This is a genomic window from Comamonadaceae bacterium OTU4NAUVB1 (assembly GCA_024372625.1).
In the GTDB taxonomy this organism is placed as follows: Bacteria; Pseudomonadota; Gammaproteobacteria; order Burkholderiales; family Burkholderiaceae_C; genus Variovorax.
Window position 1 is genome coordinate 459,619 of the sequence record CP099605.1, and the last position, 14,151, is coordinate 473,769.

Consider the following 14,151-nt stretch of genomic DNA (forward strand, 5'->3'; position numbering starts at 1 on the left):
ATGTTCAAGAAGATCCTGGTCGCCAATCGCGGCGAGATCGCACTGAGAATCCAGCGGGCCTGCAGCGAACTCGGCATCAAGGCCGTGATGGTCTATTCGGAAGCCGATCGCGAAGCCAAGTACGTGAAACTGGCGCAGGAGGCGGTGTGCATCGGCCCGGCGCCGTCGTCGCACAGCTACCTCAACATGCCCGCCATCATCTCGGCGGCCGAAGTGACCGACGCCGAGGCGATCCACCCGGGCTACGGTTTCCTGAGCGAGAACGCCAACTTCGCCGAACGCGTCGAGCAGAGCGGCTTCCAGTTCATCGGACCGACGCCCGAGAACATCCGCACGATGGGCGACAAGGTCTCGGCCAAGCAGGCCATGATCAAGGCCGGCGTGCCCTGCGTGCCGGGCTCCGAGGGCGAACTGTCCGACGACGCGGCCACCAACAAGCGCATCGCGCGCGCCATCGGCTACCCGGTCATCATCAAGGCCGCAGGCGGTGGCGGCGGTCGCGGCATGCGCGTGGTGCACACCGAAGCGGCCCTGGTCAACGCCATCCAGATGACCAAGGCGGAAGCCGGCGCGGCCTTCAACAATCCGGCCGTGTACATGGAGAAGTTCCTCCAGAACCCGCGCCACGTCGAGATCCAGATCCTCGCGGACAAGCACAAGAACGCCGTCTACCTCGGCGAGCGCGACTGCTCGATGCAGCGCCGCCACCAGAAGGTGATCGAGGAGTCGCCCGCGCCGGGCATTCCGCGCAAGCTGATCGAGAAGATCGGCGAGCGCTGCGCCGCCGCCTGCAAGCGCATCGGCTACCGGGGCGCCGGCACCTTCGAGTTCCTCTACGAGAACGGCGAGTTCTATTTCATCGAGATGAACACGCGCGTGCAGGTCGAGCATCCGGTGACGGAGTTCACCACGGGCATCGACATCGTGAAGACGCAGATCATGGTGGCCGCCGGTGAGAAGCTGCCGTTCACGCAGCGCCAGATCGAGATGCGGGGCCACTCCATCGAATGCCGCATCAATGCCGAGGATGCCTACAAGTTCACGCCGTCCCCGGGCCGCATCACGATGTGGCACGCACCGGGCGGGCCGGGCGTGCGGGTCGACTCGCACGTCTACACGAACTACTTCGTGCCGCCGAACTACGACTCGATGATCGGCAAGATCATCGTCCACGGCGACACGCGCGAGCAGGCCCTGGCGCGCATGCGCACGGCGCTCAACGAGACCGTGGTCGAAGGCATCCAGACCAACATTCCGCTGCACCGCGAACTGATGGTGGACGCCAAGTTCATGGCCGGCGGCACCAACATCCACTACCTCGAGGAGTGGCTCGCGGCGCGGGCCCGTTGAGCGCCCCGATGTTCGAACTGCGACTACTCGCCCCCGAGGACCATGTCGAGGATCTGAGCGACGCGCTCGACGCGCTCGACGCGCTGAGCGTGTCGGTCGAGGATGCCGATGCCCAGACCGACGCCGAGCAGGCATTGTTCGGCGAGCCGGGCATGCCCCCGCCCAAGGACGGCTGGCAGCGCTCGCGCGTCATCGCCCTGTTCGCCGACGAGGCGGCCGCGCGAGCGGCGGCCGACGTGCTGGCCGCGCAGGATTTCTTCGCCGGCTGCCAGGTCCTGGGCGTGGCCCACGTGCCCGAGCAGGACTGGGTGCGACTCACCCAGTCGCAGTTCGCGCCGGTCGAGATCACGAGCGAGTTCTGGATCGTGCCGACCTGGCACGAACCGCCCGCGCAGGCGCGCCAGGTGATCCGCCTGGACCCCGGTCTCGCCTTCGGCACCGGCACCCACCCCACCACGCGCATGTGCCTGCGCTGGCTCGCGACGCGCGCGGGCGGCTCGCCCGGGCGCGTGCTCGACTACGGCTGCGGCAGCGGCATCCTGGCCATCGGCGCGGCGAAGTTCGGCGCCACCGACCTCGACGCGGTCGACATCGATCCGGCGGCGGTGGAGGCCACGCGCCTGAACGCCGAGGCCAACGGCGTCGCGCTGAACGCCGGGCTGCCCGATGCCGCCCGCGGTGCCTACGACGTCGTGCTGGCCAACATCCTGGCCACGCCCCTGAAGGTGCTCGCGCCCCTGCTGTGCGCGCATGTGAAGCCGGGCGGTGCGCTGGTGCTCGCGGGCATCCTCGCGCGACAGGCCGACGAACTCAAGAGCGCCTACGCGCCCCATGCCGCGCTCGAGGTCAGCGACAGCGAAGAAGGCTGGATCCTGATGACGGCGCGTTTCTGACTTTCGAGCCGGGCGCCATTCCCGGCGATTCCCGAGAACCCCACGTGCCATGAGCCTCGCCACCCGCTGCCCCGCCTGCGGCACGACCTTCCGGATCGAGCCGGACCAACTCGCGCTCGCCGATGGCTGGGCGCGCTGCGGCCGCTGCAGCGCGGTCTTCGATGCGGCGGCGGAGCGCCGCGAGCATCCGGACGACGTGGTCGACACCGCCGTGGCGTCCGCACCCGGTCCCGGCCTCACCTTGCCGCCGGCGCCTGCGCCGAGCGATGCCGACGCGTTCGGCGCGGCGCTCCTGAACTTCCGCCTCGACGCACCGCCGCCGTCCGCGTCGAGTTCCCGGACCGACGATCCCTTCGAGGCGCCCGACGAAGTCGACGAGCGCGCGCCGGCGACGCCGGCCGCGCCGGAGTCCCTGTCCCCTCCGGGCCCTCCCGGGCCTCCCGCCTTCGACCCCTGGCGCGAATTGCCATCGCTGAGCCTGGGGCCCGATCCCGTGTCGCCCGCCCAGGGTCAGGTTCCGGCCCCGGCATCGATGGCGACCCAGGCGGACTCGCCGCCTCCGGTGGCATCGGTGCCTCCGGCGCCGGTGGTGGACGCGGACACCCTGTGGCCCGTGCCACCGTCCGCGTCGACCGAACCGGCGATGCCGGGCGCATCGGGCGTCCGGCCGGCCGCGCGCGCGGAATCGGTGGCGCCGGCCGGCGTGATCCATGCCGCCAGCGAACCGGTGGCCGGCGAGCGGGACGGTGCGCACGGGCCGCGCGGCACGGGACGCCGCCGGTCCTGGCGCGTCGCGATCGTCGTGGTGGTGATCGTGCTGCTGGCGGTGGCGCTGCTGGCGCAGGTGCTCCATCGCCAGCGCGATGTGCTCGCCGCGCATCACCCGGCGCTGCGTCCGGCGCTCGCGGGCCTGTGCGGACTGGCCGGTTGCACGATGGGACCGCTGCGCAGGCCGGGCGACATCGCCATCGAAAGCGCGACCTTCACCCATGTCCAGGACAGCGACCGCTACCGGCTGGCCTTCGTCCTGCGCAACCAGGCCGACGTGCCGCTCGCGGTGCCGGCGATCGAACTCTCCCTGCTCGACGTCCAGGAGCGCGCGGTCGTCCGGCGGGTGCTGATGCCGCCTGAATTCGGCGTGTCGGAGGCGACCCTGCCCACGCTCGCCGAACGCGCGGGCGCCGTGTCCTTCGCCCTGGACGGCCCGGGCGATGGCGAAGGCCCGCCACCCCGCATCGCGGGCTACGCGATGGTCGCCTTCTATCCCTGACGTCTCGATTCTTTTCCCAGCGCGGCGCTGGTCTTCCGCCCGCGCTTCCGACCCCTCACCTTCCACCCCCCCCACAGGCTCATCCATGGCAGCAGTGATTTGCGGTTCCCTCGCGTTCGACACCATCATGAATTTCGACGGCCGGTTCGCCGACCAGATCCTGCCCGGCCAACTGCACATCCTGAACGTTTCGTTCCTGGTGCCGGCCCTGCGACGCGACCACGGCGGCTGCGCCGGCAACATCGCCTACGGCCTGAACGCCCTGGGCGGGCATGCGCTGCCGATGGCCACCGTCGGCAGCGATGGCGCCGACTACATCGCGCGCCTGCGCGAACTGGGCATCGGCACCGAGTTCGTCCGTTCCCTGGACGACACCTACACCGCGCAGTGCTTCATCACCACCGACCGGGACAACAACCAGATCACGGCCTTTCATCCGGGTGCGATGCAGCAGGCGCACCTGACGCGCGTCGAGGCGCGCGAGGACATCCGGCTGGGCATCGTCTCGCCGGACGGGCGCGAGGCCATGCTGCAGCACGCCGAGCAGTTCCAGGCGGCGGGCATTCCCTTCGTGTTCGATCCGGGTCAGGGGCTGCCGATGTTCAGTGGCGAGGAACTGCTGCGCTTCGTCGATCAGGCCGACTGGGTCACCGTCAACGACTACGAGGGCAAGATGCTGTGCGATCGCACGGGGCTCGACAACGCCGGGCTGTCGCGCCGCGTGCGGGGTCTGATCGTGACGCTGGGCGCCGAGGGCTGCGAAGTCTGGATCGACGGCGAGCGCACGCACGTGCCGGCGGTGGTGCCGACGGCCATCGTCGATCCGACGGGATGCGGCGATGCCTGGCGCGCCGCGCTGCTGTTCGGACTCGAGAAGGACTGGCCCCTGGTGCGGTGCGCCGAACTCGGCAACCGATTGGGCGCCTTGAAGATCGCGCAGCGCGGACCCCAGAACTACCAGGTCGATCGCGCGGCGCTGGGCCTCTAGCAGCGCCTGCACCACGAACAAAGGCCCGACGCTCTTGGGAGAGGTGTCGGGCCTTTGTCTCGAGGGGCGGCATCGTTGCCGCTTGGCTGCCGGCGCTTCGTGGGCGCCGATCTCGTCAGGGCTTGCCGGCCGTCGGAAAAGGCCACGCGGCTTGCGGATTCAGCGTCGTCTGCGCGGCGGGTGCCGGCGCGGGTGCGGCGGCGCTGGCCTTGCCTGCTGCCTTCTTCGGTGCGGACTTCGCTGCCGTGACGGGCTTTTCAGCGGTTTTTCCGGCGGTCTTGACGGACGGCTTCGCAGCGGTCTTCGCGGGCGTGGTCTTGGTCGCGCTGGCCTTGGCCGTGGTCGTCGGTGCCTTGTCGGCCGACCTGGAAGGTGCCTTGGTCGGCGCCGCCTTCGTCGCGGTCGCCGTCTTGCCCTGCGACGTTTTCGACGCCGTGGCCGCGGGCTTGGCGGCTGCCGTCTTCTTGGGCGATGCCTTGGTGGCCGTGGTCGCCTTCTTGGCCGTCGCGGTCGACGACGTCGTGGCCTTCTTCGCCGGGCTCGCCGTCGTGGCGGTCTTCTTGGCGGTGGTCGCGGGCGTCGACGCCGTCGCCTTCTTGGCAGCGGTCGGCGCCTTGCCGGTCGCCGGCGCGGTCTTGGCCGCCGCCGTCTTCTTGGCCGGTGCCGCCTTCTTCGCCGCCGGCGCCTTCTTGGCCGCAGCCTTCGGCGCGGTCGTCGTGGCCACCTTGGTCGCCGGTGCCTTCTTCGCCGGTGTGGTCTTCGTCGATGCCGTGGTTTTCTTGGCCGTCGCGGTCGTCGTCTTGGCCGCTCCCGCCTGCTTCTCCGGAGCCTTCTTGGTGTCGGTCTTGGAAGCCGTCGCCTTCTTTGCAGTTGCCATTTTTTTCTCCTTGATCAAGTTGAAATATCAACCTTTGAAGCACTTCGCACGCGCTGTCGCGCACGAAGCGATGCATGGCGCTGGAGATCGGTCCCCAGCGCCATGAACACCTGCGCCCCGTCCGTCGACGCGCTCTGAGGCGTGTTCGACGGTGGAGCAAATACTGAATGCACTTGTCGGTTCTTCGAAGGGTTCAATCCCAGGAGAGCGCGCCGCCCGACTGGTACTCGATCACGCGGGTCTCGAAGAAATTGCGTTCCTTCTTCAGATCGATCATCTCGCTCATCCAGGGAAACGGGTTCTCCTCGTTGGGGAACAGCGTCTCCAGACCGATCTGCTGCGCCCGCCGGTTGGCGATGTAGCGCAGGTAGCCCTTGAACATCGAGGCGTTCATGCCAAGCACGCCACGAGGCATGGTGTCCTCGGCGTACTGGTATTCGAGCTCGACCGCCTTCATGAAGAGGTCCTTGATCTCGGCCTTGAAGTCGGCGGTCCACAACTGCGGGTTCTCCAGCTTCAACTGGTTGATCAGGTCGATGCCGAAATTGCAGTGCATGGACTCGTCGCGCAGGATGTACTGGTACTGCTCGGCGGCACCGGTCATCTTGTTCTGACGGCCGAGCGCCAGGATCTGCGTGAAGCCGACATAGAAGAACAGACCCTCCATCAGGCAGGCGAACACGATCAGCGACTTGAGCAGGGTCTGGTCGGTCTCGTGCGTGCCGGTCTTGAAGTTCGGATCGCTGATCGCCTCGATGAAGGGGATCAGGAACTCGTCCTTGTTGCGGATCGACGGCACCTCGTTGTAGGCGTTGAAGATCTCGCTCTCGTCGAGGCCGAGCGACTCGACGATGTACTGATAGGCGTGCGTATGGATCGCTTCCTCGAAGGCCTGACGCAACAGGAACTGGCGGCATTCGGGCGCGGTGATGTGGCGGTAGGTGCCCAGCACGATGTTGTTGGCGGCCAGCGAATCGGCGGTCACGAAGAACCCGAGATTGCGCTTGACGATGCGGCGCTCGTCCTCGGTCAGGCCGTTGGGGTCCTTCCACAGCGCGATGTCGCGCGTCATGTTCACCTCCTGCGGCATCCAGTGGTTGGCGCAGGTGGCAAGGTACTTTTCCCAGGCCCACTTGTACTTGAAGGGCACCAGCTGGTTGACGTCGGTCTGGCCGTTGATGATGCGCTTGTCGGCCGCGTTGACGCGGCGGGCGACGGCGGGCTCGGAGGCGGTGGGTGCCGGCGCGGAGGGGAAAGCGGGGGCGGAGACGACGTCCGCGCGAGGTGCCGAAGGGCGGGTCGGCGACGTCGGAAGTGCCGACGAACGCGCGGAAGGCGCGTCGCTGGGCGACGAATGATGCAACCCGTGTTGCATGTCCTTCGATGAGGATGGCTTGACTTCTTCGTCCCAGGTCAACATAGAAAAATCCAGTGCTCAAATTATGTGAGCAACGATGCGAGTTGCAAAGCGTTTACCTCTCACCGTGCCCCGATTATCTCGTGTGAAACCCATTCGCGGGCACCGCCATCCTGTCAGGCGATGCCGCGAACGGACCTCGATTCAGACCGACGTCACTGGCACGCTTCGCAGGTCGGATCGTCGACGCCGCAGAACGCGATGTCGGTGGCCGGCATGGCGGCGAGCTGCGCCTGCGCGGCGCGTGCCGCGGCTTCCAGCGCGCTCGGTGCCGCCGCGCCCTGCGACGGCGAGGAAGCGCCGTCGCCGCCGGAGGTGACGGCATTGAGCCGGCCCGACTGCACGGTCGATTTCTCGGCGTGCGTGGCGCTCTGGGTGCGCAGGTAGTAGGTGGTCTTCAGGCCGCGCAGCCAGGCGAGCTTGTAGGTTTCGTCGAGCTTCTTGCCCGACGCGCCGGCCATGTAGATGTTGAGCGACTGCGCCTGGTCGATCCATTTCTGGCGCCGCGCGGCGGCCTCGACCAGCCATTTCGTCTCGACCTCGAACGCGGTGCCGTAGAGCGCCTTGACGTCCTGCGGCACGCGGTCGATCGGACGCAGCGAACCGTCGAAGTGCTTGAGGTCCATGACCATCACGTCGTCCCACAGGCCCAGACGCTTGAGGTCGCGCACGAGGTAGTGGTTGATGACGGTGAATTCGCCCGAGAGGTTCGACTTGACCGACAGGTTGCCGAAGCACGGCTCGATCGAAGCGTCCACGCCGATGATGTTGGAGATGGTCGCGGTCGGTGCGATGGCCACGCAGTTGGAGTTGCGCATGCCGTCGGCCTTGATCTTGCGGCGCAGCGCCTCCCAGTCGAGCGTGGCCGAGCGGTCGACCTCGACGTAGCCGCCACGGGCCTGCGCCAGCATGTCGAGCGTGTCGATGGGCAGCACGCCCTGGTCCCACAGCGAGCCCTTGTAGCTGGAGTACTTGCCGCGTTCCTTGGCCAGGTCGGTCGAGGCCCAGTAGGCGTGATAGCAGATGGCTTCCATCGAACGGTCCGCGAATTCCACGGCTTCCTGCGACGCGTAGGGAATGCGCAGTTCGTAGAGGGCGTCCTGGAAGCCCATCAGGCCCAGGCCCACCGGGCGGTGGCGCAGGTTGGAATCGCGTGCCTTCTTGACGGCGTAGTAGTTGATGTCGATCACGTTGTCGAGCATGCGCATCGCCGTGGAGATCGTGCGCTTGAGCTTCTCCTGGTCGACCTGGCCATCCTTCAGGTGCTGCAGCAGGTTGACCGAGCCCAGGTTGCACACGGCGGTCTCGGTGTCGCTGGTGTTGAGCGTGATCTCGGTGCACAGGTTCGACGAGTGCACGACGCCCGCGTGCTGCTGGGGCGAGCGCACGTTGCAGGCGTCCTTGAAGGTGATCCAGGGATGGCCGGTCTCGAACAGCATCGTGAGCATCTTGCGCCACAGGTCGCTCGCCGCGACGGTGCGCGAGGGCGAGATCTCGCCGCGCGCGGCCTTCGCCTCGTAGGCGACGTAGGCGGTCTCGAAGGCGCTGCCGAACAGGTCGTGCAGGTCGGGCACGTCGTTGGGCGAGAACAGCGTCCACTGGCCCTTCTCCATCACGCGGCGCATGAAGAGGTCGGGGATCCAGTTGGCGGTGTTCATGTCGTGCGTGCGGCGACGGTCGTCGCCGGTGTTCTTGCGCAGCTCCAGGAATTCCTCGATGTCGAGGTGCCAGGTCTCCAGGTAGGTGCAGACCGCGCCCTTGCGCTTGCCGCCCTGGTTCACGGCCACGGCCGTGTCGTTGACGACCTTCAGGAACGGCACCACGCCCTGGGATTCGCCGTTGGTGCCCTTGATGTGCGAGCCGAGGGCGCGCACGCGCGTCCAGTCGTTGCCCAGGCCGCCGGCGAACTTCGACAGCAGCGCGTTCTCCTTGATCGACTCGTAGATGCCGTCGAGGTCGTCGGGCACGGTGGTCAGGTAGCACGACGACAGCTGCGAGCGCAGCGTGCCGGCGTTGAACAGCGTGGGCGTGCTCGACATGAAGTCGAACGACGACAGCACCTCGTAGAACTCGATGGCGCGCGCCTCGCGGTCCACCTCGCCGAGCGACAAGCCCATCGCCACGCGCATGAAGAAGGCCTGCGGGAGTTCGATGCGCGTCTTGCGCACGTGCAGGAAGTAGCGGTCGTAGAGCGTCTGCAGGCCGAGGTAGTCGAACTGCAGGTCGCGCTCGGCCTTGAGCGCGGCGCCCAGGCGCGGCAGGTCGAACTGCAGCAGCTTCTCGTCGAGCAGTTCGTTGTCCACGCCCTTCTTGATGAACTGCGGGAAATAGTCGACGTAGGCCTGCGTGCGCTCGGCGGGCATCACCTCGCGGCCGACGATCTCCTTGAAGATCGTGTGCAGCAGCAGGCGCGCGGTGGCGAAGGTGTAGTCGGGGTCCTTCTCGATCAGCGTGCGGGCCGCCAGGATCGAGGCCTTGTAGACCTCGTCGAGGGGCACGCCGTCGTAGAGGTTGCGCATCGTCTCGGCCACGATGGGCGCGGCCGTGATGCTCTCGCCGAGGTTCTCGCAGGCCGACTCGATCAGCCCCTTGAGCTCGGCCATGTCGAGCGCGACGCGCTCGCCGCCGTCCATCACGTGCAGGGCCGGCGCGGCCGGCGTCTCCTGGGCGACCTGGCGGGCGCGCTCCTGGGTGCGGCGCTCGCGATAGAGCACGTAGGCGCGCGCGATCTCGTGGTGGCCGCCGCGCATCAGGCCGAGCTCGACCTGGTCCTGCACGTCCTCGATGTGGAAGGTGCCGCCGCCCGGACGCGAGCGCACCAGGGCGCGCACGACCGCCTGCGTCAGCGTGTCGACGGTCTCGCGCACGCTGGCCGAGGCCGCGCCCTGCGTGCCGTGCACCGCCAGGAAGGCCTTCATCATCGCCACGGCGATCTTGCTGGGCTCGAAGGGCACCACGGCGCCGTTGCGACGGATGATCTGGTAGTGCGACAGCGTCTCGGCCGAGGCGGCGCCGGCGGCGTCGCGCGCGGGCGCGGTGGCGGTCCTCGCGGTGCTGGCGCGGGACGTGGAGGGGGTGTTCAGGGCAGGTTGCATGAGGTCCTCTGAAAGAAATTCTGAAAGGGCGGCAGCCCGGCACGGGCGAGGCTGCGACGACGCCGACGAGGGCGTCGGCCGGGATCGCCGGACGGCTTGCGTCGGGCAAGGAGGCACTATATCTGGTGTGTCGAGTGGCGGTCGACCACTACCTGTAGTGTTTCGGCATCGATTTTTCCGCATCGACATCGACGCCGGTGCTGGCGGTGCGACGCCATGCCCCATCGTTTCTGCATCGCCGCCCCGACAGCCGCGCCGGCCGGGGCTTGCAGCGGACTTTGGTCTCGCAGGGCGCATGACGACTGGGGGTTCCGGCCTGTCAAGATGTCCGTCGCGGCGCCGACGGACCGTCACAAAAAATTCACGTTCCTGGACGACCGGTACCTGGAGAGAGGTCTTTCGATGACGCTGGTTCGAGCGATGTAATGGGAAAGGATTCGTCGTTCCAGGCCAAGCGCGCGCGCAGGGCCGGCCAGTCGAATCCGGGACCGGGATCGTTCTTGCGGCCGGGCGCGACATGCTCGTGCCCCGCGATGTCGGTCACCGGATAGCGCCGCGCCAGGTCGGCGCAGAGGCCGGCGAGCGTGTCGTACTGCGCCGCCTCGAAGGTGTCGCCCTCGAGCCCTTCGAGCTCGATGCCGACCGAGCGATCGTTGCAGTTCGCGCATCCCCGCCAGCTCGACGCGCCGGCGTGCCAGGCACGGTCGTCGCAGCTCACGAACTGCCAGAGCCGGCCGTCGCGCCGCACGTAGAAGTGCGCCGAGACCGCCAGGCCCCGGATCTGTCCGAAGTAGGGATGCGCGTCCCAGTCGAGTCGGTTGGTGAACAGGCGCTGGACCTCGTCGCCGCCGTAGCGCCCGGGCGGCAGGCTGATGGAGTGCACGACGATCAGGTCGATGCACGTGCCGGCCGGGCGCGGCCCGAAGTTGGGCGAGTCCAGGCGCCGCGCCGGCTGGTACCAGCCGCCGTGCCAGGGCTCCGGCGCGCGGCTCATTCGCTCCCCGGCCCGGACGGGCCGTCCCCGTCGCGGGGCACGGCGATGCCCAGCCGGGCGATGCGGTAGCGGATCTGGCGCAGGCTCAGTCCCAGCCGGGCGGCGGCGGCGGTGCGGTTGAAGCCGCTCTCGCGCAGGGCATGCACCAGGATCTCGCGCTCCTGCTGGTCGAGGTAGGTCTGCAGATCGGCCGGCACCGCGGGCGGCGTGGCCGGCCCGTCGCCGGCCGGCGCGGTCCGCTGTGTCGGCATAGGCGTCGGCGGTGAAGGTCGGACCGTGTCCGGCGCGGGCATGGGCGCGGGCGCGGCGGCCGTCGCCGGGCCGGCGGGCTCGACATCGATGTGCAGTTCGTCGCCGTCGTTGAGCGCGACGGCGCGGTGCAGCAGGTTCTCCAGTTCGCGCACGTTGCCGTGCAGGGCATGCGCGGCGAGCCGCTCGATCACGCCGGGCGACAGCACCGGCACCGGCATGTGCGCGTCGTGGGCGATGCGCGCGAGCAGCGCGGCGCACAGGGCCGGCAGGTCCTCGCGCCGGTCGCGCAGCGCTGGCATGGCGATCTCGATCACGTTGAGTCGGTAGAACAGGTCCTGGCGGAAGCGCCCGGCCTGCACCCCGGCCTGCAGGTCCTTGTGCGTCGCGCTCACGATGCGCACGTCGACGGTCTCCTCCTGCGTCGAGCCGATGGCGCGAACGCTACGTTCCTGGATCGCGCGCAGCAGCTTGGACTGCATGGCCAGCGGCAGGTCGCCGATCTCGTCGAGGAACAGGGTGCCGCCGCGCGCGGCCTGGAAATACCCGTCGCGGTCCTGCACGGCACCCGTGTAGGACCCCTTGCGCGCGCCGAAGAACTCGGCCTCCAGCAGGTTCTCGGGGATGGCGCCACAGTTGACGGCGACGAAGGGTCCGTCGCAGCGCTGGCTGCAGGCATGCACCGCGCGCGCCACCAGTTCCTTGCCGGTGCCCGATTCGCCCCGCACCAGCACCGGCGCCATGCCGCGCGCGACGCGCACGATGCGCGACTTGACCAGGCGCATCGGCTCGGACTCGCCCACCAGCCGTTCGAGCGCCGCGTGCGCGGCGGGCGCGAGCGTGGTGGCCGGCGTGGGCGCGGGCGCCGTCGCGTCGGGCGCGGACGGCGCGACCCTGGGGGGCGCCGGCGGCGTCGGCGCGAGCACGGCCGAGGCCACGACGGTGCGGTACTGCTTGAGGTCGACCGGCTTGGTCAGGTAGTCGAAGGCGCCGGCCTTGAGGGCCTCGACCGCGTTCTCGGCCGAGCCGTAGGCGGTCATGACGATGCAGCGTTCGGGGCGATGGTCGCGCTGGAGGTGTTGCAGGATTTCCATGCCCAGGCCGTCGGGCAGGCGCATGTCGGTGATGACGGCGTCGAAGCGTCCGGCTTCCAGGTGGCGCAGGGCCTCGGCCACGCTGCCGGCGGCCTCGACCCGGTGGCCCTCGCGCAGCAGCGTGAGTTCGTACAGGACGCGCAGGTCGGGCTCGTCGTCGACGACCAGGATGCGGGCGGCGCGGGCGGCCGGGAGGAGGGGTGTGCTCACGGTCGGGATTGTGTCAGCCGCCCGCCACGGTCCGGTCCGCGTCGGCGAATCCGATGAGGAACGCGTTGCCCTCCGGACCGCCCAGGGCGAGGGCGCGCCGCTCGTAGCCGATGGTCGCGCCGTGGCGCGCGCACAGCTCGCGGCACAGGAACAGTCCCAGTCCGCTGGAACGGCTCTCCGAGGAGAAGAAGGGCTCGAACAGGTGGCGCTGCACGGCCGGCTCCAGCGGCGCGCCATCGCTCCAGACGTGCAGGCCGGGCGCGCCGCGCGGGCCCGCGCGGGTGGCGACCTCGATCGAGCCCTCGCGCTCGCTGGCATAGCGCGCGGCGTTGTCCAGCAGGTTCACCAGGATGCGGCGCAGGTGCTCGGCGTCGAACGCGACGTGCCTTCCGCCGGCCGCGAGCGACAGCCGCACGCCGGCGCAGCCGGTCTGGCGCATCCATTCGCCGGCCAGTGCGTGCACCGTGGCGTCCAGCGGGATGCGTTCGCCGGGCAGCAGCACCCGCTGCTCGCGCACGCGGGCGACGTCGAGCACGTCGTCGACGATGCGCGAGAGGCGCCGCGCGTTCTGCGCCACCAGCGCCAGCAGCCGGCGCTGCGCGGGATCGCTGAGGTCCTCCTCGAGCAGCGCGCTGGCCTGGGTGATGGCCGCGAGCGGATTGCGGATCTCGTGCGCGACGGCGGCGGACATGCGTCCCATGGCGGCCAGCTTCTCGGTGCGGATGCGCGCTTCCAGTTCGCGCAGGTCCTGCAGGAACATCACGCACAGGATGCTGCCGGACGGGCCGCTGAGGGGCGTGAGCCGCGTGCGCACGCGCACCTCGCGCGCCGCGCCGCGCGGCTGCGCCACCGGGATCTCGTGCGCCTGCGGCGTCTGGCGGGCGAAGGCCTGCGCGGCGATCTCCGCCAGCGTGCCCCAGGCCGGATGGGCGCCGAGCGCGAACGGCACCGCGAGGCCGGCGAGGCCCTGTCCCAGGATGGCGTCGGCGGCCGGGTTGGCCGCGTGCACCCGGCCCTCGATGTCGATCACCAGCACGCCTTCGCTGAGCGTCTCGATCACGAGGTCGTTGACCCGTGCCTGCACCTGCGCCGTGCTGCGGCTGCGCTGCGCGCGGGCCTCCTCGCGCGCCAGGCGGCGCGAGAGTTCGTGCGCCAGCAGCACGACCAGGAACAGCCCGGTGCTGGTGAGCGCGGCCTGCAGGAAGCGCGTGGGCGAGTCCGAGGGCTGCGCCGCCAGCCAGCGCCAGCCGGCATCGGCCAGCAGCAGCAGGCTGACCGCCGCGGTCGTGCCCAGTCCCACCGACACCGTGCCCAGCACCGCGCCCATCAGCACGGGCATCGCGAACAGCGGCGTGTAGTCGATGCTGCCGGCCTGCAGGACGTGCAGCGTCGCGAAGGTCGCCAGGTCGATGCCGATGGTGACCACCCATGCCGTGCCCAGCGCCTGCATGGGCAGCTGCACCGGCGCCCAGCGCAGGCCGACCAGCGCCGCGACGAGGTAGGTCGTGGCGATGGCGCTGGCGACCCATTGGGCCGGCTGGCCGAGCGCGAAGGTCGCCAGCTGCAGCAGCAGCACCACGACGGCCACGCAGCAGCGCGCGAGCAGGAACCCCCGGCGCAGGCGCAGCAGGGCGGAACTCTCGGCGCCCTGCGCGTCGAGCGCCGACCAGTCGGTGTGGGGGGACTCGCCCATCGACCAGCCGGCGGTGCTCAT

At 69.4% G+C, this 14,151-nt stretch carries 10 protein-coding genes; 4 read left to right on the plus strand and 6 right to left on the minus strand.

Going from position 1 to position 14,151, the window contains the following annotated elements; all coding sequences use genetic code 11:
• From accC to NF681_05555, 4 genes are all read left to right on the plus strand, one after another.
• On the plus strand, positions 1–1,350 hold the full coding sequence (gene accC / locus NF681_05540) for an acetyl-CoA carboxylase biotin carboxylase subunit (protein ID UST54659.1): 1,350 nt from the start codon (positions 1–3) through the stop codon (positions 1,348–1,350).
• An 8-nt stretch (positions 1,351–1,358) separates the two neighbouring features.
• Positions 1,359–2,243, plus strand: coding sequence for a 50S ribosomal protein L11 methyltransferase (gene prmA, locus NF681_05545; protein ID UST54660.1), 885 nt, complete (start codon positions 1,359–1,361; stop codon positions 2,241–2,243).
• A gap of 49 nt (positions 2,244–2,292) precedes the next feature.
• Positions 2,293–3,513 carry a zinc-ribbon domain-containing protein gene (locus NF681_05550; protein ID UST54661.1) on the plus strand — a complete coding sequence of 407 codons (1,221 nt, stop codon included), beginning with the start codon at positions 2,293–2,295 and terminating at the stop codon, positions 3,511–3,513.
• A gap of 85 nt (positions 3,514–3,598) precedes the next feature.
• Positions 3,599–4,501 carry a carbohydrate kinase family protein gene (locus NF681_05555; protein ID UST54662.1) on the plus strand — a complete coding sequence of 301 codons (903 nt, stop codon included), beginning with the start codon at positions 3,599–3,601 and terminating at the stop codon, positions 4,499–4,501.
• Between the two features lie 115 nt (positions 4,502–4,616).
• Here the strand turns inward: NF681_05555 and NF681_05560 are convergent, their stop codons facing one another.
• From NF681_05560 to NF681_05585, 6 genes are all read right to left on the minus strand, one after another.
• On the minus strand, positions 4,617–5,378 hold the full coding sequence (locus NF681_05560; GenBank protein UST54663.1) for a histone: 762 nt from the start codon (positions 5,376–5,378) through the stop codon (positions 4,617–4,619).
• 193 nt (positions 5,379–5,571) lie between these two features.
• Positions 5,572–6,798 (minus strand): ribonucleotide-diphosphate reductase subunit beta, encoded by a 1,227-nt coding sequence (locus NF681_05565; protein UST54664.1) that lies wholly within the window; start codon positions 6,796–6,798, stop codon positions 5,572–5,574.
• A gap of 152 nt (positions 6,799–6,950) precedes the next feature.
• Positions 6,951–9,890: a ribonucleoside-diphosphate reductase subunit alpha gene (locus tag NF681_05570; GenBank protein ID UST54665.1), complete on the minus strand. Its 2,940-nt coding sequence runs from the start codon at positions 9,888–9,890 to the stop codon at positions 6,951–6,953.
• A 361-nt stretch (positions 9,891–10,251) separates the two neighbouring features.
• Entirely contained in the window at positions 10,252–10,884 is a 633-nt protein-coding gene (gene ampD, locus NF681_05575) for a 1,6-anhydro-N-acetylmuramyl-L-alanine amidase AmpD (protein ID UST54666.1), read from the minus strand.
• Complete coding sequence (locus NF681_05580) at positions 10,881–12,437, minus strand: sigma-54 dependent transcriptional regulator (GenBank protein ID UST54667.1); 1,557 nt, start codon at positions 12,435–12,437, stop codon at positions 10,881–10,883. The genes ampD and NF681_05580 overlap by 4 nt, the downstream gene beginning before the upstream one ends.
• Before the next feature lie 13 nt (positions 12,438–12,450).
• Positions 12,451–14,151, minus strand: coding sequence for an ATP-binding protein (locus NF681_05585; GenBank protein UST54668.1), 1,701 nt, complete (start codon positions 14,149–14,151; stop codon positions 12,451–12,453).